At 45.7% G+C, this 21382-nt stretch carries 12 protein-coding genes, 1 tRNA gene and 2 pseudogenes; 12 read left to right on the plus strand and 3 right to left on the minus strand.

What is annotated here, in order from left to right; all coding sequences use genetic code 11:
• A partial coding sequence (locus tag H6F98_RS17145) for an IS630 family transposase (protein WP_192219917.1) occupies window positions 1-838 on the minus strand: 838 nt, incomplete at its 3' end.
• A gap of 271 nt (window positions 839-1109) precedes the next feature.
• On the opposite strand from H6F98_RS17145, the pseudogene H6F98_RS34115 reads away from it, so the two are divergent.
• The 6 genes and pseudogenes from H6F98_RS34115 to H6F98_RS17170 form a co-directional block, all read left to right on the plus strand.
• Window positions 1110-1436, plus strand: a pseudogene (locus H6F98_RS34115) (PD-(D/E)XK nuclease family protein); the annotation flags it as partial.
• Between the two features lie 174 nt (window positions 1437-1610).
• Window positions 1611-2609 (plus strand): annotated as a pseudogene (rpoD, locus tag H6F98_RS34120) (RNA polymerase sigma factor RpoD); the annotation flags it as partial.
• A gap of 131 nt (window positions 2610-2740) precedes the next feature.
• On the plus strand, window positions 2741-3424 hold the full coding sequence (locus H6F98_RS17155; protein ID WP_192219919.1) for a Uma2 family endonuclease: 684 nt from the start codon (window positions 2741-2743) through the stop codon (window positions 3422-3424).
• Between the two features lie 142 nt (window positions 3425-3566).
• Window positions 3567-5945, plus strand: coding sequence for a prolyl oligopeptidase family serine peptidase (locus H6F98_RS17160; RefSeq protein ID WP_192219920.1), 2379 nt, complete (start codon window positions 3567-3569; stop codon window positions 5943-5945).
• Window positions 5946-6325: 380 nt separating this feature from the next.
• On the plus strand, window positions 6326-8398 hold the full coding sequence (locus tag H6F98_RS17165; RefSeq protein WP_192219921.1) for a S9 family peptidase: 2073 nt from the start codon (window positions 6326-6328) through the stop codon (window positions 8396-8398).
• A gap of 212 nt (window positions 8399-8610) precedes the next feature.
• Window positions 8611-9435 (plus strand): mechanosensitive ion channel family protein, encoded by an 825-nt coding sequence (locus H6F98_RS17170; protein WP_192219922.1) that lies wholly within the window; start codon window positions 8611-8613, stop codon window positions 9433-9435.
• A gap of 80 nt (window positions 9436-9515) precedes the next feature.
• Here the strand turns inward: H6F98_RS17170 and H6F98_RS17175 are convergent, their stop codons facing one another.
• Window positions 9516-10799: a glycosyltransferase family 1 protein gene (locus H6F98_RS17175; protein WP_192219923.1), complete on the minus strand. Its 1284-nt coding sequence runs from the start codon at window positions 10797-10799 to the stop codon at window positions 9516-9518.
• Between the two features lie 555 nt (window positions 10800-11354).
• On the opposite strand from H6F98_RS17175, the gene H6F98_RS17180 reads away from it, so the two are divergent.
• The 6 genes from H6F98_RS17180 to H6F98_RS17205 all read left to right on the plus strand — a co-directional run bounded on the left by H6F98_RS17180 (window position 11355) and on the right by H6F98_RS17205 (window position 17470).
• A tRNA-Ser gene (locus H6F98_RS17180) sits at window positions 11355-11446 on the plus strand.
• A gap of 307 nt (window positions 11447-11753) precedes the next feature.
• Entirely contained in the window at window positions 11754-13049 is a 1296-nt protein-coding gene (locus H6F98_RS17185) for a branched-chain amino acid ABC transporter substrate-binding protein (protein ID WP_192219924.1), read from the plus strand.
• Window positions 13050-13194: 145 nt separating this feature from the next.
• The gene (locus H6F98_RS17190; protein WP_192219925.1) at window positions 13195-14271 is read left to right on the plus strand and encodes a branched-chain amino acid ABC transporter permease; all 1077 of its coding nucleotides are present in this window, start codon (window positions 13195-13197) and stop codon (window positions 14269-14271) included.
• Window positions 14272-14359: 88 nt separating this feature from the next.
• Window positions 14360-15925, plus strand: coding sequence for a branched-chain amino acid ABC transporter permease (locus tag H6F98_RS17195; protein ID WP_192219926.1), 1566 nt, complete (start codon window positions 14360-14362; stop codon window positions 15923-15925).
• A complete protein-coding gene (locus H6F98_RS17200; RefSeq protein ID WP_192219927.1) occupies window positions 15925-16770 on the plus strand; it encodes an ABC transporter ATP-binding protein in 846 nt (281 codons plus the stop codon). The genes H6F98_RS17195 and H6F98_RS17200 overlap by 1 nt, the downstream gene beginning before the upstream one ends.
• Window positions 16763-17470: an ABC transporter ATP-binding protein gene (locus H6F98_RS17205; RefSeq protein WP_192219928.1), complete on the plus strand. Its 708-nt coding sequence runs from the start codon at window positions 16763-16765 to the stop codon at window positions 17468-17470. Before H6F98_RS17200 ends, H6F98_RS17205 begins: the two co-directional genes overlap by 8 nt.
• A gap of 79 nt (window positions 17471-17549) precedes the next feature.
• Here H6F98_RS17205 and H6F98_RS17210 read toward each other — a convergent pair whose 3' ends face one another.
• Window positions 17550-21227 (minus strand): NB-ARC domain-containing protein, encoded by a 3678-nt coding sequence (locus H6F98_RS17210; RefSeq protein WP_192219929.1) that lies wholly within the window; start codon window positions 21225-21227, stop codon window positions 17550-17552.
• Between the last annotated feature and the right edge of the window lie 155 nt (window positions 21228-21382).

Consider the following 21382-nt stretch of genomic DNA (forward strand, 5'->3'; position numbering starts at 1 on the left):
AGGGAGATAATCCCTGATTTTCTTGCGCTAAAAATTCCTGCATTTCTAGACCACGATGATAGCTAACTCCATCCCAAATCAGTAAGAGTTTTGCTGACTTATTTCTTTCTAGTAGTTTTTTGACAAAGTCTACCGTCCATTTTCCATTACCTGCCTGATAAGCTTCTAGAATAAATTCTGACCCCATTAGATTTAAAGCTCCATAATAGGTTTGTCTTTCTTTGGGATTGGTTAGAGGAATTTTTCGAGGTTCTTTAATTAAATTCCACAGGTAACCACAAATGTCATTCCACAGGAGGTGGCATTCGTCTATGAGATAGACCACAAGGCTTCCATCTTCTATCTCCTGCCGTCTACTTTCGAGAAGTTCGGCGATTTCTTGAGTTCTTTTTTTTACCAATTCCGGCTTTTTTCGGGGATTTATTTGTTGCCCCTTCTGCCAACTTATCCGAGCTTTATTTAGAAGCTCATAATAGCTTTGCGGGGATTGGAACACCACGTCATACTGCTCTATTAAATAAACCTCCAATTCCGATACATCCCAGTATTCTTGTGATATTATCCAAGCTATTACAGCTTCTGTTTGTTCTTTTGTTAAGAAACTTTCCCGTCCTTTGTACGCTAATCTAATTCCTGATATTCCCCGCCCTCGAAAGCAGGTTTTCCACTTGCTTATAAATCCATAAGATACTCCTAGACTTTGTTGGATAGCTCGATAAGCCCACCCTTCCAAAGCTAACTTGACTGCCAATTCCCTTTTCAATTCTCTAGGGTCTGGATTACTCTTGATGAAGTCTTTTAAAGATTGAATTGTATTTTCTTCCGACTCATTTATCATTGCTTATTCCTTCAAATTCTTTTTCTATTTTATCCATTGTTCCGTATAACCTTTTCACAACTCATTTAGATTGACTATACCCCTCTTCTGTCACTCTCCGGTTTTTCCTATTATTAGTATTTTCTACAAAGGAGGTAGATTAGGGAATACAGCGTTTGCTCATCTAATTTTGGCAATTTCCTTACTCTGATCAATTTCTATGAAGGAAAAAGTCTGCGATCGCCTACCATAGGTTAGTTCTAGACTTCAGCAATGGCAAAAGTTTTCGGAGAGTGACAGAAGAGGGATACAACGAGTGCTGCACGTAGAAGCATCAGTATTTCACCTAGAACTGGGTTATTGGGGAAAAGTAGACTGCATCGTGCAGTTAGATGGAGTGATTTGCTTAATAGATTGGAAAACTGCCGATAAAGCTTATCAGCAGGAGCAGATACATGAACATAAAATTCAATGTGCTGCTTATATGGAGGCAGTAAACAAAACCTACGGATTGTCTTTAAAACACGCATTGATTGTTATCGCCCTACGTGATCAGGCAGCACAGATATTCCAGTTGGAACCAGAGGTGCTAAATCAACATTTCCAAGAGTGGCAACAGAGGGTGAGGAAGTTCAGGACAATATTGCCTACGCCAGGAACGATAATTACTAATCCAGATGGTTCAACATTTAGGGTACAAAGTGTACCCAGCTTATCATCTGTACTTAAATACAGAGCAATCAACTTCCAGCCATCACTACAGCAAGCCAATTCGTCCTTTACCTATCCTGTTCAAACTAAGAAAAAGTTTTATACAGAAGACTCAATACGCCTTTATCTACAAGAGATTAGCTGTATACAGCTACTGCGAGCAGACGAAGAAATTGAACTTGCTCGTAAAATTGCTGACTTGTTGGAATTAGAGCGGGTACGTGAACGTTTGTTTGATCAATTAGAGCGAGAGCCGGAAGACAGCGAATGGGCAACAGAGGTGAACATGTCATTACCAGCTTTTCGTCGTCGCCTCTACTTGGGGTATCGGGCAAAAGACAAAATGGTAGAGTCAAACTTGCGTTTGGTTGTTTCAATTGCTAAGAAATATATGAATCGGGGAGTATCGTTCCCAGACCTGATTCAAGAAGGCTCACTAGGTTTGATTCGAGCCACTGAAAAGTTCGATCACGAAAAAGGCTACAAGTTTTCTACCTACGCTACATGGTGGATTCGACAGGCAATTACAAGAGCGCTCAGCGACCAATCCCGTACTATTCGTTTACCTATTCATCTCTACGAAACAATCTCACGGATCAAAAAAAGCACTAAAATTCTTTATCAAGAAATGCATCGCAAACCCACAGAGGAAGAAATTGCTGATCGTATGGAAATGAGCATTGAAAAGCTTCGATTTATCGCTGAAATCACTCAGCTACCAATTTCCCTGGAAACCCCTATCCCTGTTGATGTAGAAAAAGACCCTTGGTTTGATGGGAAAGACACACAAGAATACTTATGCTTAGGAGATTTGATTGAAGCTGATGATGAAACGGCAGAAGACAAAGTTTCTAAAAATCTCCTCCGGGAAGATCTAGAATCTGTCTTAGATACCCTTAGTCCCTGCGAACGAGATGTAGTACGTCTACGTTATGGATTAGATGATGGAAACATGAAGACGCTTGAGGAAATTGGTCAAATCTTCAATGTCAATCGTGAGCAGATTCGTCAAGTTGAGGCAAAAGCACTCCGTAAGCTGCGTCATCCAGCTCGTAACAGCATTCTCAAAGATTACATTCAAGGTATTAATTCCTGTAATTCCATAAAAAACGGATGTGAGGAGCGGTCTGAAGTGAATCAAAATTATACAAAGGTAGTTGAAAACGCCGAGAATGAATTGTAAAACTAGAGTTAATCATTAAGAGCGTAATAATGATAAATTACAATCCTCTACACTGTCTGCCCTCATCAGCAGAATTACCAGATTCTGATGACACCCCTGTGGATAATGAACTGCAAATTTTAATTCCCAATTTGTTGTTAGCAATCCTAGCTTTAATTTGGCAAGAACGAGAGGATTGGTTTTTAGGCATCAACATGGGGATTTACCACACCCCAAATCAACCCGCTATTGTTCCAGATGCCTTCCTAAGTTTAGGTGTAGAGCGATTTGTTGGTGAAGAGGGAAGACTTAGCTATGTTCTGTGGGAAGAAGATGGAATTGTCCCCATCTGGGTTTTAGAAGTCGTCTCCAAAACCTACAACGGCGAATACGAACAGAAGAAAATAGACTATGCCGAATTAGGAGTGTTGTACTACACCATATATGCACCAACACGTCAGCGTCGTAGACGCAAACCATTAGAAGTTTATCGCTTAGTTGAGGGAGAATACGTTCTACAACCTGGGGATGTAATCTGGATGCCTGAGGTTGGTTTAGGAATTGGGCGTGAACGAGGAACCTATCAGGGACTCACGCGGGAGTGGTTATATTGGTATGACCAAGATGGTAACCGATACCAGACACCAGAAGAAGTAGCACTAACCTCCCAACAACAGCTTCAAAATCTTCTAGCCAAGTTACAGCAAAGGGGTATCAACCCTGACACTCTCTGACAGTTGCTTCCTTTAGAGAGCGATCGCGCTATTAACTCTCAACAACTCCACCTCATCAAGACTAGAGTTAACATCGCCGTGCATGGTGGTTTCAAAAGAAAAGTTTTGTTTGTTAAGCTTTCCTTTTACCTCTACGTGGCTAATGACAACTCCTCTGTCTAGTGATACTCAATTAGGATGGCAGTCGCCACCTGCTCCAATTAACCAGATTTTAGATGCTCCGTTCCCGCCAGCCCTAATGTTGTCTCCCGATAATCAGTGGCTAGTGGAGTTAGAGCGATCGCCTTTACCTCCCATTGCAGAACTCGCTGAACCAGAGATTGCCTTAGCTGGATTCCGGATTAACCCAAACACCAACGCCCCAGCACGTCATTCCACCTATCGTCGCCTCACGATTAAACCCATCAATTCTAGTGCGACACGTTCCCTTGACCTACCTTTAGATTCGCGCATCGGCTTTCTTCGTTGGTCACTGGATGGGCAACGACTTGCCTTTACCCTAACTCAAGAATCAGGGCTTGAACTATGGGTGGTAGACTTGCCATCTGGCACACCGCGCCGCCTCACTGACCCGATACTCAATGCCACCTACGGAAGTCCTTATAAATGGTTGCCAGGAGACGAAGGGTTATTATGCAAAGTCATACCTGCTGATCGAGGCTTACCACCCGTTGCCTCCCCAGTTCCAACGGGTCCGCTTGTACAAGAAAATCTGGGACGCAAAGCCCCAGCAATTACCTACACCAACCTGTTGCAAAATGCTCAAGACGAGGCACTATTCGAGTACTACCTCACCTCTGCACTAGAACACGTCTCGTTGGATGGCAAGCGAACTCCTTTACTCAGCCCTGCACTGATTGACGATGCTACTCCCTCACCAGACGGGAAATTCATTCTACTCACCACTCTGCATCGACCCTTTTCCTACCAAGTGCCAGCCTCTCGATTTCCCGAAAAAGTAGAGGTTTGCGATCGCACAGGTAAGCTCATCTATCAAGTAGCAGACTTACCGCTTGCTGATGATATCCCCATTAAGTTCGGTTCCGTTCGCCAAGGCAGAAGACGAGTTAACTGGCGGGCAGATGTTGGTGCAACACTTTACTGGGTGGAAGCGCTAGACGGGGGTGATGCAGGGCGCAAAGTAGACAAGCGAGATGCCCTCTTTGAGCTAGAAGCACCATTTACCAGCCAGCCTACCGAACTCTGGCAATCTGAATACCGTTTTCAACATATCACTTGGGGACGAGACGATGTTGCCTTGGTGTGGGAGTGGTGGTACGACAACCGCCAGCAACGACTCTGGCATCTTAATCTCAAAGCACCCAATTCTGACCCCAAACTGCTTGTTGAGCGCAATTACCAAGACCAATACAGTGACCCAGGTTCACCCCTGACGACTCCTGGTGATTATGGGAAGGAAGTGCTGCGGTTCACTCCCGATGGTAATTCCATCTACTTCAGAGGGAGAGGTGCTTCCGCATCAGGAGTTTACCCCTTCCTTGACCAGATGGAACTTGCAACAGGAGAAAGCAAACGGCTGTGGCAAGCGAAAGCTCCTTACTTCGAGCAGATAGTCGATGTCCTTGATGATCAAGCTGAACAGTTCATCACTCAACGCCAGTCTCAGCAAGAACCGCCTAATTTCTTCTTGTATAAACACAACTCCCCATCAGTAGTACAGTTAACCGATTATCAAGACCCAGCCCCCCAATTGGCTTATGTCCATAAGGAACTGCTTCAGTACAAAAGAGCTGATGGCGTACAACTCTCTGCCACTTTATACCTACCTCCAGGCTATGACCTCAATCGGGATGGGGCACTGCCGATGGTTTTTTGGGTTTACCCCCAAGAATTTAAGGACACAACAACAGCGAGTCAAATTACCACGGCTGAGAATACCTTTAGCCGTCCTTATGGGGCTTCAGTACTGTTTCTCCTACTCCAAGGCTATGCAGTTCTAGATAATCCCACACTACCGATTATTGGCGAAGGCGACGCAGAACCCAATGATAGCTACGTTGAGCAATTACTGATGGGAGCAAAAGCTGCTGTGGATTGTGTAGTGAGTCGGGGTGTTGCTGACCCAAACCGTCTGGTGATTGGAGGTGACTCTTATGGTGCTTTCACAACTGCTAATTTACTGGCTCATAGTGATTTGTTCCAAGCAGGGATTGCGCGGAGTGGCGCTTACAACCGTACACTTACACCCTTCGGCTTTCAGGGAGAGCAACGCACGTTCTGGGAAGCGCCTGAGACTTACATTCATTTATCTCCTTTGACTCATGCTGCCAAGATTAGTAAGCCACTATTACTAATTCATGGTGCCGTTGACAGTAACCCTGGTACTTATCCTTTGCAAAGTGAGCGGCTGTATGAAGCAATTAAAGGATTGGGGGGTACAGTACGCTGGGTGGAGTTACCTTTGGAAGACCACGGCTATCGGGGACGTGAGAGTGTTGGTCACGTTTTGTGGGAGATGATTCAGTGGTGTGAGGAATATGTGAAACCAGTGGTGTCGTGATTACCTTTTGCCTCGTGATCGCAGATGACAGCATTGAGAAGAAGAGGAATTTGGGATTTAGTGCGATCGCGTCTCATATAGCAAAAGGCAAAAGGCAGAAGGGAAAAGTGAGTCGTAGAGACGTTCCGGCGGAACGTCTCTACAAAGTTTCGCAAGCATTTGAAAAAGGGAGTAGCAGACACGGATTTGGTATCACTTCGTTAAATAGGCTCTGCACTGAGATAAAAGGCAGTGTAAAAGTCTCAGGCTGACTCGGCTTCAAAGGTAAAATTTTTAATCACAGCACTAGCGATTTCCCTCCGCTATCAGTACACTTAGCGTCTTGCTGAAGGATTAATCAACGGCAATCATCCAGTAGGTTCAATGAAGGTTACAAGATAATGGCTCAAGAAAATCACCTGTTGGCTGCGGTACCTCCACCCAGCGCCAAAAAGCAGCCACAGGTACTTGAATTGCATGGAGATAAGCGGCTTGACGATTACTTCTGGATGCGCGATCGCACTAATCCGGAAGTCATCGCCTATCTAGAAGCCGAAAATGCCTATACAGAAGCGATGATGCAGCATACTGAAGCACTGCAAGCTAGTCTCTACAACGAAATGCTTGCCCGTATCAAAGAAACTGACCTTTCAGTGCCCTATCGGAAAGATGACTACTACTACTATTCACGCACTGAAGAAGGAAAATCTTACCCAATTTACTGCCGAAAAAAGGGCAGCCTCGATGCCCCTGAACAAGTGCTACTCGACCAAAATGAACTGGCTAAAGGCTATGAATTCTTTAATTTAGGGGTATTTCAAGCTAGCCCAAATCATCAACTTTTAGCCTATTCAGTTGATACAAGTGGTGCTGAGCAATATACGTTGTTTTTTCTTGACTTGACGACATCTCAGCTCTACCCAGAAACTTTAGCTGATACCTATGTTTCTTTTGCTTGGGGTAACGATAATAAGACAGTATTTTATACGAAAGTTGACGCTACAAATCGACCTTTTAAACTTTTTCGGCATACTTTGGGAACGTCTCCTGATGAAGATGTCCTGATTTACCATGAAAAGGATGAAGCGTACTTCCTTAGGATTAGCAAAACCCGTAGCCAAGCCTACCTCTTAATGAGCTTGGGTAGCAACATTACTTCAGAAGTTCATTATTTAGATGCGAATAATCCTACTGGTTCTTTTCAAGTCATTCATCCTCGCCAGCAAGGGATGGAATATAGCGTCGAGCATCATAGCGATCGCTTTTACATTGTCACGAATGACGAAGCCCTTAACTTTAAATTGATGCAAACTCTGGTTGCCTCTCCAGCTAAGGAAAACTGGCAAACGGTAATTCCCCATCGAGATGATGTAATGCTCTCAGGCGTTAGTGCCTTTGTTGACCACTTAGTTATCTATGAACGAAAGGCTGGACTTCCCACTATACAGGTGCAAAAACTTTCAACGGGTGAGGAAAACGAGATAACATTCCCGGAGCCAACCTACTCGGTTTATGAAGGGAGTAATCCGGAATTTAATACCACGACTTTGCGATTCAATTACACGTCTTTAATTACACCTTCCTCTGTTTTCGACTACGACTTAGAAACCCACGAACGTGAGTTGAAAAAAGAAACAGAAGTACTGGGTGGTTATGAGAAAACCCAATACGAAAGTGAGCGAATTATGGCGACTGCCTCAGACGGCACGCAGATTCCCATCTCCCTTGTCTACAAGTTGGGAATACAAAAAGATGGCAAAAACTCTCTGTTCCTCACTGCCTATGGCTCGTATGGTGCTTCCTACCCAGCATCTTTCTCCTCTACTCGACTCTCGCTGCTTGATCGTGGGGTAGTATTTGCGATCGCGCACATTCGGGGTGGTGCAGAAATGGGGCGTAAATGGTATGAAGAGGGCAAATTCTTACACAAGAAAAACACGTTTACTGATTTTATTGCCTGTGCTGAGCATTTGATTACCCGAAAGTGGACAGCAAGCGATCGCCTTGCAATTTCCGGCGGCAGTGCTGGCGGTTTATTAATGGGTGCTGTACTCAACAGTCGTCCTGATCTTTTTAAAGTCGCACACGCCGCTGTTCCCTTTGTAGACGTAGTAACAACAATTCTCGATACTTCCCTTCCTCTTTCTGCTATGGAATGGGAAGAATGGGGCAATCCCAACAACAAAACGTATTACGACTACATGAAATCTTACTCGCCCTACGACAACGTCAAGGCGCAAGACTACCCGCACATTCTAATTACCGCAGGCTTAAACGATTCTCGCGTTAAATACTGGGAACCCGCAAAATGGACAGCTAAACTTCGGGAATTAAAAACCGACAATAATCTTCTCCTGCTCAAAACCAACATGGGTGCAGGACATGGAGGTGCATCCGGACGTTATGAGAGCCTAAAAGAAATTGCCTTTGAGTATGCCTTTGTTCTAGACCGATTAAATTTGGTAGAGGCATAGGGGATTGGGGATTGGGAACAAGAGACTTTCGTAATTTTCGTGGTGAACGAAAGTTTATGTAGAGCTTGCACTTATCTTATAACGTTGTGTCTGGAGTATGTGTGCATCCAATTCCCCAATCTCAATTCCCAATTCCCCAATCCCCACTCGCTACTCCCCGCTCCCCATCTTGTTAAACTTTCGTCAGGAATGTAGAAAAAAGTAGGTTGCCAATGATGATTTTGGCTATTGATGTCGCCTCCCTGTTTAACCAAAAGCTACTGAGTCTGGCCTTTCAGGTGGGGACGAAAGTCTTATGGGCGCTTGGCATTCTACTCACTACCCGCTATGCAATTATCTTAGTTGGTCGCGCCACGCGCAGAGCGTTTAGTCCAGTTGAGCCAACGTTACGCAAGTTCCTGGTACAGGCATCAGAAATTCTGACGTTGGTGGTTGGAATCGTTGCTTTTTTGAGTGCGTTGGGGATTCAGGCTGCCAGTGTCGTTGCTGTGGTGGGTGCTGCTGGTTTAGCGATTGGTTTGGCGTTGCAGAATACCCTATCCCATTTCGCGGCTGGTGTGATGTTGATTAACCAGCGCCCATTTGAGGTGGGTGATTTTATTGAAGGCCCATCAGGGGTTAAGGGTGTGGTAGATGCGATCGGGATTTTCTCAACCACTGTGGTAACACCCGATAATGTCAAGATTACGGTGCCAAATAATAATCTCTTCAGTGGTGTCTTGAAAAATACGACAGCGTTAGGGACGCGACGGGTGGATTTAAAAGTTGATATTGGCGATCGCCCAATTGAACCGACAATTATCTTGCTTTTATCGTTGGTGCAACCCCATCCTCTGGTTTTGGATAAACCAAGGACTACTTGCCATGTTTTTTCGATTACACCTAGGACAACAATCCTCTACTTGCGCCCCTGGTGTACGTCAGAAGCTTATGAACAAGTCCATTCAGAAGTGCAGCAGTTGGTTCAAGAAGCACTGCGAGAAGCAGACTTTTCTGAGACAGCAGGCAAGACAGCAATAGATGATCCTTGGACATAAGTTAAGCCTGCTGCTGAGAGCATAATACTCTCATGGCAAGCAGGCAATTCCCAAATATGTTGAGTGTGGGGAGGAATCTTTTAAGCGCTGGCTTGTGCTAACACTTTCGCTGGTTTTTCGAGCGCTGGTTTTTCGAGTAGCGTGGTGTAGAGATCACTTAGCTGATGCGCGACACCATCCCAGCTAAACTTACTCTCAACCCGTGTTCTTGCTGCTGCTCCTAGCTGGTTTCGCCACTCTGGATTGGAGATAATCCGATCAATCGCTGCTGCAAAAGCCGCTTCATCTTTTGCTGGGGCAAGTAAACCTGTTTGTTCAGGAACGACGGTGAATTGCAAACCACCGACATCGCTGGCAACAACGGGTGTACCACTTGCCATTGCTTCAATGGCAACTAAACCAAAGGGTTCGTAGTGACTGGGAACTACACAAACATCAGCCGCTGCGTAGTAAGCGGGTAACGTGGTATCGCCAAGACGTCCGGGGAAGCTGGTGATGTTGCTCAAACCGAGTTCAGCGACAATGCCTTCGATGCGATCGCGTTCTTTCCCATCACTTTGACCAGGGCGAGAACCACCACCAATCACTAATCTTAGCTTCTCGTTATCTCGAAACTGTGATTGACCAACTGCCCGTACTAAGGTTTCAATTCCTTTGCGTTCATCAAAGCGTCCTACATAGAAGACGACAATCGCATCAGAGTCAATACCTAGTGCTGCCCGTGCAGCTTGCTTATCAATAGAACCAAATCGCTGAATATCTGTGCCGCAGGGAATGATGTCGATGTTGCCCTTCGTGGAAACAAGCGATCGCATATGTTCTTGTTCTTGCGGACTGGTTGCCACAATTCGCTCTGCTGTCTCCAATACTGTTTTTTCCACACTCAAGCGGGTGGTGGCAATCATCGGAATCGTTGTAATTGACTTGTATTTAACAGCACCCAATGAGTGATAGGTATGAACCTGCTTAAGCGGTTGGTGCTTCTTAAGCTGCATTCCCACCCAGGAAGAAATCCAGTAATTTGTGTGTACCAAAGGGTACTGAATTCCTGTCTCTTGTTGAAACTTCAGGAGTTCATTGACAAACGTACCCGCGTACCCAAATATCTCGTCTCTTGGTACAAACGCCTCTGGACCCGCTGATAAACGAATGGTCCGACAATGCGGACCATGTTCAACGATTTTTGGTTGTTCAGCACTCGATGCACGAGTAAACATATCAACGTGCCAGCCTTGGTGAGCGAGGGCTTCACCCACATGCCGCACGTAAACGTTTTGTCCTCCAGCCTCTTCTTTACCAATTTCTACTGCTGGGTCACCGTGAACTGAGATGAGAGCAATGTGCTTTTTATTTGTAATGTCCATAGGTTTCGTAGTCCTGGATTGTGACGAAGCTTAGGTAGGTTAGACACTTGTCTTTCTACCCTGCCAAGCACTCACTATTAACTTTTGCTTAGATACTTTAACAAAGATTAAGCAAAAAAAACTGCATCGTCAATCACCAAAAAGGAATAGATTTTGATTTTTTGTGTATTTCGCGTATTACTAATTACCATTTACGTACTACGATTTAGAATTAGTGTATTACGGTTTGTGTTTTGCAATTCCTAATCCTGCACTTCAAGCTCGTAACAACTCTGAAAATCTCTCTTCGCTAGACAGTAACAGCAGTCTCTAACCTTATTGTTTTAGGAAATGAGGCATTAAACCAGGTGGTTACCAATTAAAATAGAGAGCTTTTACTTGCTTCAAAGTTAGTATGCCTTTTAGAAGAGAAAATTGCAAAAAGCGAAATTCTGCTTCCTTAACTTAAGATTTATAGCAAACAATTAGAGGAAAAATTGACACTTTCGACACCAAGCCAAAATTTAATGGGGAAACAAGTCTTCAAGATCTGCTATCATGTCTAATTGTCACCCTGGAGAGGTGGCTGAGTGGTCGAAAGCGGCAGATTGCTAATCTGTTGTATGGCAGGTAACTCCATACCGAGGGTTCGAATCCCTCCCTCTCCGTTCAAAAGGCTACTTCACTTATATGAAGTGGCTCTCTAGGCTTATCCAAGACTGTAGGTTGGGAAAGTTCGCTTTATAAAGTCGGCACATCAGGCTACTAACTACTACTCGCTCTTAGGGCGCGTCTGTCAGTTTGCAGACACGCCCTAGCGTTTCTAAAGGATTGAGCATTCTCTGCCAGAGCGTAACCTTACTTCATAGAAGCGTAGCCAGTTTATCTGTCGCTAGGGGGAAGATCAGCTTAAAATCTAATCTATTCCTCAATATCGGATCTGCTTTTCGGGAGCAGAGGAGTGAAACACAACAGATGAATAAGCTCAATTTAGAAAACACCCTTAAGCCTCGTTTTGCGATCGCCTTAGCCCTCACTACTCTAGCTACAGGCTTTCTGGCAGCAGCTTGTGGAAACACATCTGGTGGTAATACAACCGCCAGCACTCAGGGAGGGGGTGGTGCCACCGCCGATGAAAACACCGTCAAGATAGTTTCCAGTCTGCCAATGACAGGTGCTTCTTTGGGACAGTCTCAAACAATCGTTAATGGCATTCAGCAAGCTTTAGATGAAACCGAATCAAAAGCTTGTGACGGCAAAATCACAATCCAATTTGAACAGTATGACGATGCTACCGCCGCTGCTGGAAAATGGGAGCCTGCGGCGGTAACTGCCAATGCGAACAAAGCCGTTGCGGATAAGTCAGTTGTTACCTTCATCGGTCACTACAACTCTGGTGCGGCTAAGCTATCTATCCCCATCCTGAACCAAGCTGACTTGGCGATGGTTAGCCCTGCAAACACATACCCTGGTCTAACCAAACCAGGAACGGGCGAAGCCAACGAACCTAACGTTTACTATCCCAATGGCAAACGCAACTACGCCCGTGTCGTTCCAGCCGATGACCTCCAGGGAAATGTCGCAGCGAATTGGGCACAATCTTTAGGCGTGAAACGTGTCTATATCCTGGATGACCAAGAGCTTTATGGTAAGGGGATTGCCGATATCTTTGAAGCAACCGCCAAAAAGTTAGGGATAGAGGTACTGGGACACGAGGGGATTGACCCAAAAGCTCCAGACTATAAATCCGTGATGACCAAGATCAAGGCTCTCAACCCCGACATGGTGTACTTTGGCGGGATTATTGACAACAACGCCGCGCAGTTAGTCAAGGATATGCGTGGGGTTGGAATGACACCGGAGCAAGTCAAGTTCATGGGACCAGATGGCATTCTTGTCCAAGACTTCGTTGATGCGGCTGGACCTACCGCTGATGGAGTTTATGCAACCTTTGGTGGCATACCACCGACAGCACTAACGGGTAAAGGAAAGGAATGGTACGAAAGTTACAAGAAGAAATTCAACGCCGAACCGGAAGTGTATGCTGCTTACGGTTACGAATCTGGCAAGGTTGCGATTAATGCCATCAATCAAGTGTGCAAAAATGACCGTGCTGCGATTCGGGATGCAGTGATGGCAACCAAGGATTTTCCAGGACTGCTGGGAACGTGGAGCTTTGATGAGAATGGTGATACGACCATTAAAAAATTGTCAGGAAGCCAAGTCAAAGATGGGAAGTTTGAGTATGTGACAACTTTAGAAGCGAAGTAAGTCATTGCTTTGGGATGATGGTTGATGGTAATGCACCATCGACCATCAACAAAATCGATCTAGAATCTTTTAGGATCAACCCCTACAACATCGAGTTATTAGACCCTTAAGCTAGACGCGCTCTGCTGTCTACAGCCAAACCTATATGAAACGATGGCAGAAGACTTTACTGTATCTTGCCGTAGCTTACTTAGTTCTACTGCTGGGGCCAATTGCCGGACTTGACATCCCCCGCATTGTTGGGGAAATTGCCAGTAGTCCATTAAGCCTACTTCAGCAACTTGAGGTAGGCATTGTCAACGGCGCGATTATCGCGATTATTGCGTTGGGCTATACATTGGTCTACGGCATCATTGAGCTGATCAATTTTGCCCACGGCGACTTATATATGTTAGGGGCATTTACTGCCCTTACTGCCCTCAGTGCATTTGGAGTGACTGATGGGGCATCACTGGGAGCAAGCATTATTCCCATACTTGCTACTTTACTAATCGCGACGATTGTCTGTGCAGGGCTGAATGTCCTGACTGAACGCTTTGCCTACCGACCTCTACGCAATGCCCCCCGACTTGCACCCTTGATTTCTGCTATTGGAGTTTCATTCATTTTCCAGAACACGGGTCTATTTTGGGGAGGACTGAGAGCTTTTATCCCATCAATGGGAAACAACTCTGCTGCCCCAAAAAACTTTCCTGACCTCTTACCCAGCATTGATATCCTGAAAGCGCTGGGTATTCAGAGCAATTTTTCTTTTACAACCAAAGACTTGATTGTGTTGGTTGTTGCTGCGGCTCTGATGGTAGGGTTGCATCTGTTTGTGCAATATACTCGTCCGGGTAAAGCGATGCGAGCGGTTGCCCAAAATAGGGACGCTGCAAAGATTATGGGGATTAATGTCGATCAGATTATTGCCCTCACCTTTTTGATTGGTGGAGCATTGGCAGGAGCGGCAGGGCTGTTGATCGGACTGTATAACAATACGATTGTCTTTACGATGGGCTTTACTGCCGGCTTACGGGCATTTACTGCCGCCGTCTTGGGAGGAATCGGCAATATCATTGGTGCAATGCTGGGGGGTGTGTTAATTGGAGTACTCTCATCATTGAGCGACCAGTACCTGTCAAGTCGCTGGACTAATGCATGGGTGTTTGCTGTCTTGGTTGTGATTTTGGTGTTCCGACCTGGTGGTTTGCTCGGTGAGAATGTGCAGGAAAAGGTATAAGATTTCGTCCGTTGTCTATGTATGGTCTATTGGTTTGCTTCAACCAATAACTGACCACTGGATGACTGACCACTGACAAAGGACAACCATGAAAAAGCAAGCAAGAAAGCAGACTACCAAGTCAGGGAATATTCTGGGGATACTCGCCGCCATCACGGTACTACTCTTTGGTGGTTGGAGTGGTGCGCTTGCCGGCTGGCTAGTGGGAGTAGGAGCAGGTGTAATGGCTTGTCAAGGGAAGCGGGTTCCTGTCCCTAAAATCGGCGCACGTTTAGGGACTAGGGAGGGGCTAGTACTAGGGGTTTGGATCTTGGTCGCCAGCTTGATTGAAGGGCTGATTCTGCGTCCAGCCAGTGGGCGACCAGGTTTAGGAGTGATTCAGACATTAATTTTTGGAATTGTTGGTTTAGTTGTTGCGACTGTGGCAGGGGGAATCGCAGGTTGGCTCCAAGGCTTAGGGAAAAATCGCCAGAAAGCGACTCTAGGTCTGCTGGCTTTGATCTTAATTACTTTTCCTTTCCTCGATCAGGCAGCTCAGACCAACTGGATTGAGCAGGTAATCACTATCTTAATCTTCGCCCTATTAGCCTTGGGACTCAATATTGTGGTGGGCTATGCGGGGTTGCTGGACTTAGGCTATGCTGCCTTTTTTGCGATTGGAGCCTATACCACTGGCTTGTTGTCTTCTCCTTTCTTGGGGGTGGAGTGGAACTTCTGGATCGTGATTTGGATTGCTGCTGCTGTCGCGGCTGTCGCGGGGGTGATTCTCGGTTCTCCCACCTTACCGTTACGTGGTGACTATTTAGCGATCGTGACTCTGGGGTTTGGTGAAATTGTGCCGATTGTCTTTCGTAATCTCACGAGTGTCCAAATTTACGAGCCAATCTCCAAGACTATTGGGGGTCTAATCGGTCGCCCAGAGATGGCAATTTGCCTCTTGGGTTGTGAGAAAGCCCTTAACCTGACTGGAGGTGAAGCAGGCATTAACCCCATTGGTCGCCCCTCACTTCCCTTTGTCGGCACGTTCCAAGCGGGTCAATTTCTACCTTGGTATTATCTAATCCTTTCGTTAGTCGTTGGCTCAACCTTCATGATTAGTCGTCTACGGGGTTCACGTTTGGGACGGGCTTGGACGGCAATTCGGGAAGATGAACTTGCCGCTAGCGCGATGGGGATTAACTTAGTCCGAACTAAGTTATTAGCGTTTGCAATGGGAGCAACCTTCTCTGGATTTGCAGGTGCTTTTTATGGGGCTTATATCAGCGCTATCTTTCCTAGCGTGTTTGGATTTGACGTTTCCGTCATCATCTTATGTATGGTAATTTTGGGTGGACTGGGTAGTATTCCAGGCGTGCTTTTAGGTTGCCTACTGATTACATCAGCCGATCGCCTTTTTCTCCCTCAGTTAGCGCAAGTCCTAAAGGGTTTGTTGAATACTTCCGTGTTACCGAACATTGGAAATCCAGCCTTGAGAGACTTTCTCGCCGTTAGTGTCGATCCGATCCAGATGCGTCTGTTCCTGTTTGGTCTAACCTTAGTGATCATGATGATCATTCGCCCAGAGGGTCTGGTGCCAAGTGCAGAACGTCAAGCCGAACTGCACTCGGATGCTGAGGAGATTAACGAGTCGTTAGCAGACGCAAGGAGTCAGTAATGCCACTGTTGGAAGCGCGTCAACTCACGATGCAATTTGGGGGTTTAACAGCCGTTAAACAGGTCAATCTCTTGCTAGAAAAAGGCATGATTGCCAGCCTGATTGGTCCAAACGGTGCAGGAAAGACCACATTTTTTAATATGCTCACGGGCATCTATATCCCTACAGCAGGTCAGCTACGGTTGGAGGACAGAAATATCACGGGCGCACGTCCAGATATGCTGACTAGTCTGGGAATTGCCCGGACGTTCCAGAATATCCGCCTATTTAGTAACATGAGCGTGCTGGAGAATGTTTTGGTGGGCAGGCATTGCCGCTTAAAAACGGGCTTAATTGGAACGTTATTCCGTCCGCCGTCTGTGCGCCACGAAGAGTGGGAAGCCGAACAAAAAGCCCTCTCACTCCTAGACTTTGTGGGTTTAGGAGCTTCAAAAGCATACGAGACAGCCAAGAACCTCTCCTATGGTGACCAGCGACGGTTGGAGATTGCACGGGCGTTAGCCAGCGAACCGAAGATATTGCTCTTGGATGAGCCAACGGCGGGGATGAACCCGAATGAGACGGCTGATTTGACACGCTTTATCCACCGCATCCGTGATGAACTGGATTTGACGATCTTGTTGATTGAACATGATATGAAGGTGGTCATGGGAATTAGCGATCGCGTTAGTGTGATGGAGTACGGCTCAAAAATTGCTGAAGGAAGTCCCGCTGAAGTTCGTGCTGACCCGCGTGTGATTGAGGCATATCTGGGTAAAGAAGATGCAGAGGAGCAAGTGCTTAGCCACTCAGACCCTGCGATTCAGGACTCAGAACTTAGCACTCAGGACTCTGACTATGCTTGAAATTAAAGACATTCATACCTACTACGGGAATATCCATGCCCTCAAAGGTGTCTCACTACACGTCGATGTGGGGGAAATCGTCACCTTAATTGGTAGTAACGGGGCGGGTAAAACAACAACGCTCCGAACCATTCAGGGGCTATTACGACCGCGTGAAGGCAAAATCCTGTTTGAGGGAGGCGCATTAGAGACGTTATCAACAGAAGCAATCGTCCGTTTAGGTATTTCCCAAAGTCCTGAAGGTCGTCTGATTTTTCCCCGGATGACGGTGCAGGAAAATCTAGAGATGGGAGCGTTTTCCCGCAAGGATTCTCTTGGCATTAAGTCAGATATCGAACGAGTATTACATCTTTTTCCCCGATTGAGAGAACGATTCACTCAAAAAGGAGGAACGCTCAGTGGGGGTGAACAACAAATGCTTGCGATCGGTCGCGCGATGATGGCAAGACCTCGTTTATTGTTACTAGATGAGCCGAGTATGGGTTTAGCACCGATGCTAGTCACCCAAATCTTCTCGATTATTAAAGACATTAATGAGCAGGGAACAACGATTCTGCTAGTAGAACAGAATGCCCGGATGGCTCTTACCGTTGCTCATCGCGGCTATGTATTACAAACAGGTCAAATCGTTCTAGCAGGTACAGCGAAAGACTTGCAGACTAATGAAACAGTTCGTAAGGCATATCTTGGTGAAAGCTAATTCCATGAATGAATAATGCTCCTGAGACTCATTGAACAACAGCAAAAACGACGCAATTAATCCTCTCGCTGGACACCAGCTAGTTTGCGATCGCACCTAATGCTTTGAGTGTTATTTTCTGAGCCTCAGTGATCCCAACAACACCAGTGATATCCATCCCCTCATAAGGTCTGTCACTTTTGAGTATCTTGAGACATTCACCCGTCTCAACATTCCAAAATCGTATTGTGCGATCATCACCGCTACTGACAAGAACTTGACTCAAGTCAGGAAAAAATCTTTCGCCTGTAGTGAAAGCAACTGAAAGCACCCAGCTTGTGTGATCTTGCAACACTCTCAGGCACTCACCCGTCTTGATATCCCACAGCCTCACCGTTCCATCCAAACTACTACTGGCGAGAATTTGACCATCCAGACTATAGGCGATAGAGTTGACCCAACTCGCGTGACCCTGCAAGATACCAAGGCTCTTACCATTACGACTATCCCAAATCCTGATCGTTCGGTCTACACTGCTACTCGCTAAGGTTTGACTGGTAGGGCTAAAAGCGACACAAAACACCCAATTCGTGTGTCCCTCTAAAACCTTGATACATACTCCAGTATTAATATCCCAAAGCTTTACCCTATGGTCTGCACCACCACTCGCTAGGATTTGACCATCCGGGCTGTAGCTTACTGAAAGCGCTAACGTTTCGTGAGCCTGTAAAACCTTGAGGCATTGTCCACTATTAATATCCCAGAGTCTCACCGTTTGGTCTAAACTAGCGCTTGCTAAGGTTTGACCATCCCGGCTGTAGGCAATAGACATTACCCAATTCATATGACCATAAAAGGTTCTCAGGCACCTACCATCCGAGATATTCCAGAGCTTCACTGTGCGATCGGCACCACCACTGGCTAAGGTATCACCTTGCGGGCTATAGGCAACAAACCGAACCATGTCCGTGTGACCCCTAAAGCTAGGCAAACATTTACCATCTGAGACATTCCACACTTTCACTAATTGGTCTGCACCACCACTAACCAAAAACTGGTGATTGGGACTGAATGCAATAGACCACACGCCGCTACTATATCCCTGAAATGTTTTGATGCACCTACCATCCAAGACATTCCACACTTTCAGCGTTTGATCGTCATGAGAGCCTATAAGCGTCTCACCATCAGGACTGAAAACTATGGTACGAATCCCACTACTGTGTTGTAACGTTCTCAATATCTGACCCGTGCTAATATCCCACAACTTAACCGTTTGGTCTCTACTACCAATCGCTAAAGTTTTGTTGTCATAACTGAGGGCAACCGCAGACCACCACACCCAACCATTGTGTCCCCCTGGTAACGTTCTTTTGCACTGACCTGTCTGAACGTCCCATACTTTAATCGTTTGGTCTTCACTAGCACTAATCAGGTTTTGGGAATCAGCACTCAACATCACGAACCCGACTACATCTTCGTGTCCCTCTAATGTTTTAAGACATTGACCCGTATTGCTATCCCAAAGTTTGATTGTTTTGTCTACGCTGCAACTCGCTAGCATCTGACCATCAGGGCTAAAGGCAACATAGGAAACCCAAGAGGTATGTCCTCGAAAGGTTTTGCGGCACTGACCTGTATTTATATCCCATAGTTTTATGGTTGCGTCTTCACTACAACTCGCTACGGATTCACCTTGAGGACTGAAGGCAACAAATAATATCCAACCCGTATGCCCGTCTCCGTACAATGTTTTGCGGCACTGCCCCGTACTGACATCCCACAGTTTTACAGCTTTGTCGTCACTGCCACTAATCAGGGTTTTGCCGTCAGGACTAAAGGCAAGGGCGCGTGTCCAACCGGGGCATTCTCCATCCCAACTTAATAGTTGTTGTCCGTCTGCAACTCGCCATAAACGAATCATGGCATGACTATCAGCCGTAGCTAAAAGTTTGCCATCTGGACTGACTGCCATTGCGAAAACGTAGCCAAGGTCTTCAGTAAATGTAGACTTGGCTAGATCGGAACCAGAGAAATTAACATGGTGCAAATTCATGCCCTTTAAGTCTGCTTGCCAAACGGTAAGCCGAGAAAAGTCATGACCGTTTAAACATTGCTTCAGATGAAATAGCAAATTAATCGTATTTCCAGTAACGTAGCCTGTTTTAATGGGTAGCTTTCCTCTGATAGAGGAAATAATTGCCATTAACTGAGTTTCAAGGTTATCTGGAGTGCCAAACACTCGCAACAATTGCTCGCTGACAGGGTTAAGAATGAAGTGAATTTGAATATCCTTGATGTAGTCTTTCACCACAGCTTTGAGCAGTGCGTGATTTTTGAAAAGAAAAATTTCTTTGGTCTTTATTTCCTGACACACTTCCTTGACTAAACGATTCGTCACGTACTCCATGAGGACAGGCTGTAAGGTAAAGCGAGCTACCCCTTTTTCGATCAGTGACTTCCGTTCTAGAGATTCCAATGACTCTAGTAGTTGAGACGGTAGGCTAGGTGATACCAAGTCAGCTTTGAGTTCTGCGATCGCAACAGGTTCGCGGTTAATCGCTAGCCAGTACATTATCTCAGCCTCTAACTTAGACAACTGACAAAATTGCCGATCCAGAAGATTTTGAATATCCCCAAAAACAACTGTTCCTTGGGAAAGAAAATTAGAAATATCGCTATCAAATAAATCGTGAATGGTTGTAGCAACAATCTTCAACGCTAAAGGGTTACCTGCATACGACTGAATTAAGCTTTGCCAATCCTCTTGCGAACCCGAAAAGTTTCCTTTGCCTCTGAAGATTTCTCGTCCCTCTGTAGTTGTCAAACCTGACAGTTGCAATGAGCGCACTGGAAACGTTTCACCTTCTAGTACCGCTACCTCTTTAGGCTTTTCTCGACTCGTTAGCACGATGACACTTTGGTGGCGCGATTCTCCAATTCGCTTGAAGAGTTCGCCATACTCCTTACATCCCTCAACCTTCTCTGGTGTTGTAGGACTAGCTAAAATTGTCTCGGCATTATCGAGTACGATTAGGCAGCGATGCTTTTGAAGATAGTAGAGAAGTCGCGAAATTTTGTAGCTAATATCCTCAGGTAAGTCAACTTCCTGCTGGTTCGATAGGAAGTCAATCAAGTTAGTAAGAAGCGATTCAAGTGAGGGGGCGTTGTGAAGCGATCGCCAAATGACATATTCAAATTGTCCCTGAAGTTGCTCAGCTAACTTGACAGACAAAGCCGTTTTACCAATTCCACCAATTCCCAGCATCGCTACTAATCGACACTTATCCTGGATAATCCAACGCTCTAATGTTGCCAATTCCCAAGAGCGTCCATAGAAAACTGACACATCAATGGCTTCACCCCAGTCTTGACGACAAGGTGAATGAATCTCGGCTGATTTCTCCCCTTGCCTCTCTCCTGCAACGAGTGGAGAGTTAAACTCCCCCCTTCCCTCGTAAGAAAGGGGGGCTGAAGGGGTTAGGGCTGTCGTGTCTGGTACTTCTCTGGAAGTGTTATTGAGCGAGTGCGATCGCCATCGCCTTAGAACAGCCCGAAAGTTATTTTTACTAACCCTCTCCCCTAGTGCGTCTGAAAGCGTCTTCCATAACTGGAAGCCTACATACTTGACGTAGCCATCATCGTAACCAGAGCTTGCAGCAATTTCTGGATAAGTTTTCTGCTCCCAGGATTGGCGCACGATCAGTTCTTGGAGGTCATTTAACGACCCTTTACCAAGAATCCTTTCCAAAGCTGTTAGGGCTTCTTCAAGCGTCATTTCTATGAAGCCGTTGCTGATTTTTGTTAACTTTACTAACTTTTAATGGCTTAATCAAGTGTTGTCAGCCTAATGGAGATACTTCTGAATCCTTTAGATTGCAAAGGTTTTCATCTCTTCTTAAAGTATAAATACCTATTGAGCAACCAAAAAAT

The sequence above is a fragment of the Microcoleus sp. FACHB-SPT15 genome, assembly GCF_014849525.1.
GTDB classification, from domain to species: domain Bacteria; phylum Cyanobacteriota; class Cyanobacteriia; order Cyanobacteriales; family Coleofasciculaceae; genus Symplocastrum; species Symplocastrum torsivum.

What these genes read in the sequence shown, in the direction of transcription:
- H6F98_RS17155 (WP_192219919.1), top strand. Translation starts at nt 2,741, where the DNA reads ATGATAAATTACAATCCTCTACACTGTCTGCCCTCATCAGCAGAATTA.
- H6F98_RS17170 (WP_192219922.1), top strand. Translation starts at nt 8,611, where the DNA reads ATGATGATTTTGGCTATTGATGTCGCCTCCCTGTTTAACCAAAAGCTA.
- H6F98_RS17165 (WP_192219921.1), top strand. Translation starts at nt 6,326, where the DNA reads ATGGCTCAAGAAAATCACCTGTTGGCTGCGGTACCTCCACCCAGCGCC.
- H6F98_RS17195 (WP_192219926.1), top strand. Translation starts at nt 14,360, where the DNA reads ATGAAAAAGCAAGCAAGAAAGCAGACTACCAAGTCAGGGAATATTCTG.
- H6F98_RS17205 (WP_192219928.1), top strand. Translation starts at nt 16,763, where the DNA reads ATGCTTGAAATTAAAGACATTCATACCTACTACGGGAATATCCATGCC.
- H6F98_RS17190 (WP_192219925.1), top strand. Translation starts at nt 13,195, where the DNA reads ATGAAACGATGGCAGAAGACTTTACTGTATCTTGCCGTAGCTTACTTA.
- H6F98_RS17200 (WP_192219927.1), top strand. Translation starts at nt 15,925, where the DNA reads ATGCCACTGTTGGAAGCGCGTCAACTCACGATGCAATTTGGGGGTTTA.
- H6F98_RS17185 (WP_192219924.1), top strand. Translation starts at nt 11,754, where the DNA reads ATGAATAAGCTCAATTTAGAAAACACCCTTAAGCCTCGTTTTGCGATC.
- H6F98_RS17175 (WP_192219923.1), bottom strand. Translation starts at nt 10,799, where the DNA reads ATGGACATTACAAATAAAAAGCACATTGCTCTCATCTCAGTTCACGGT.
- H6F98_RS17160 (WP_192219920.1), top strand. Translation starts at nt 3,567, where the DNA reads ATGACAACTCCTCTGTCTAGTGATACTCAATTAGGATGGCAGTCGCCA.
- H6F98_RS17210 (WP_192219929.1), bottom strand. Translation starts at nt 21,227, where the DNA reads ATGACGCTTGAAGAAGCCCTAACAGCTTTGGAAAGGATTCTTGGTAAA.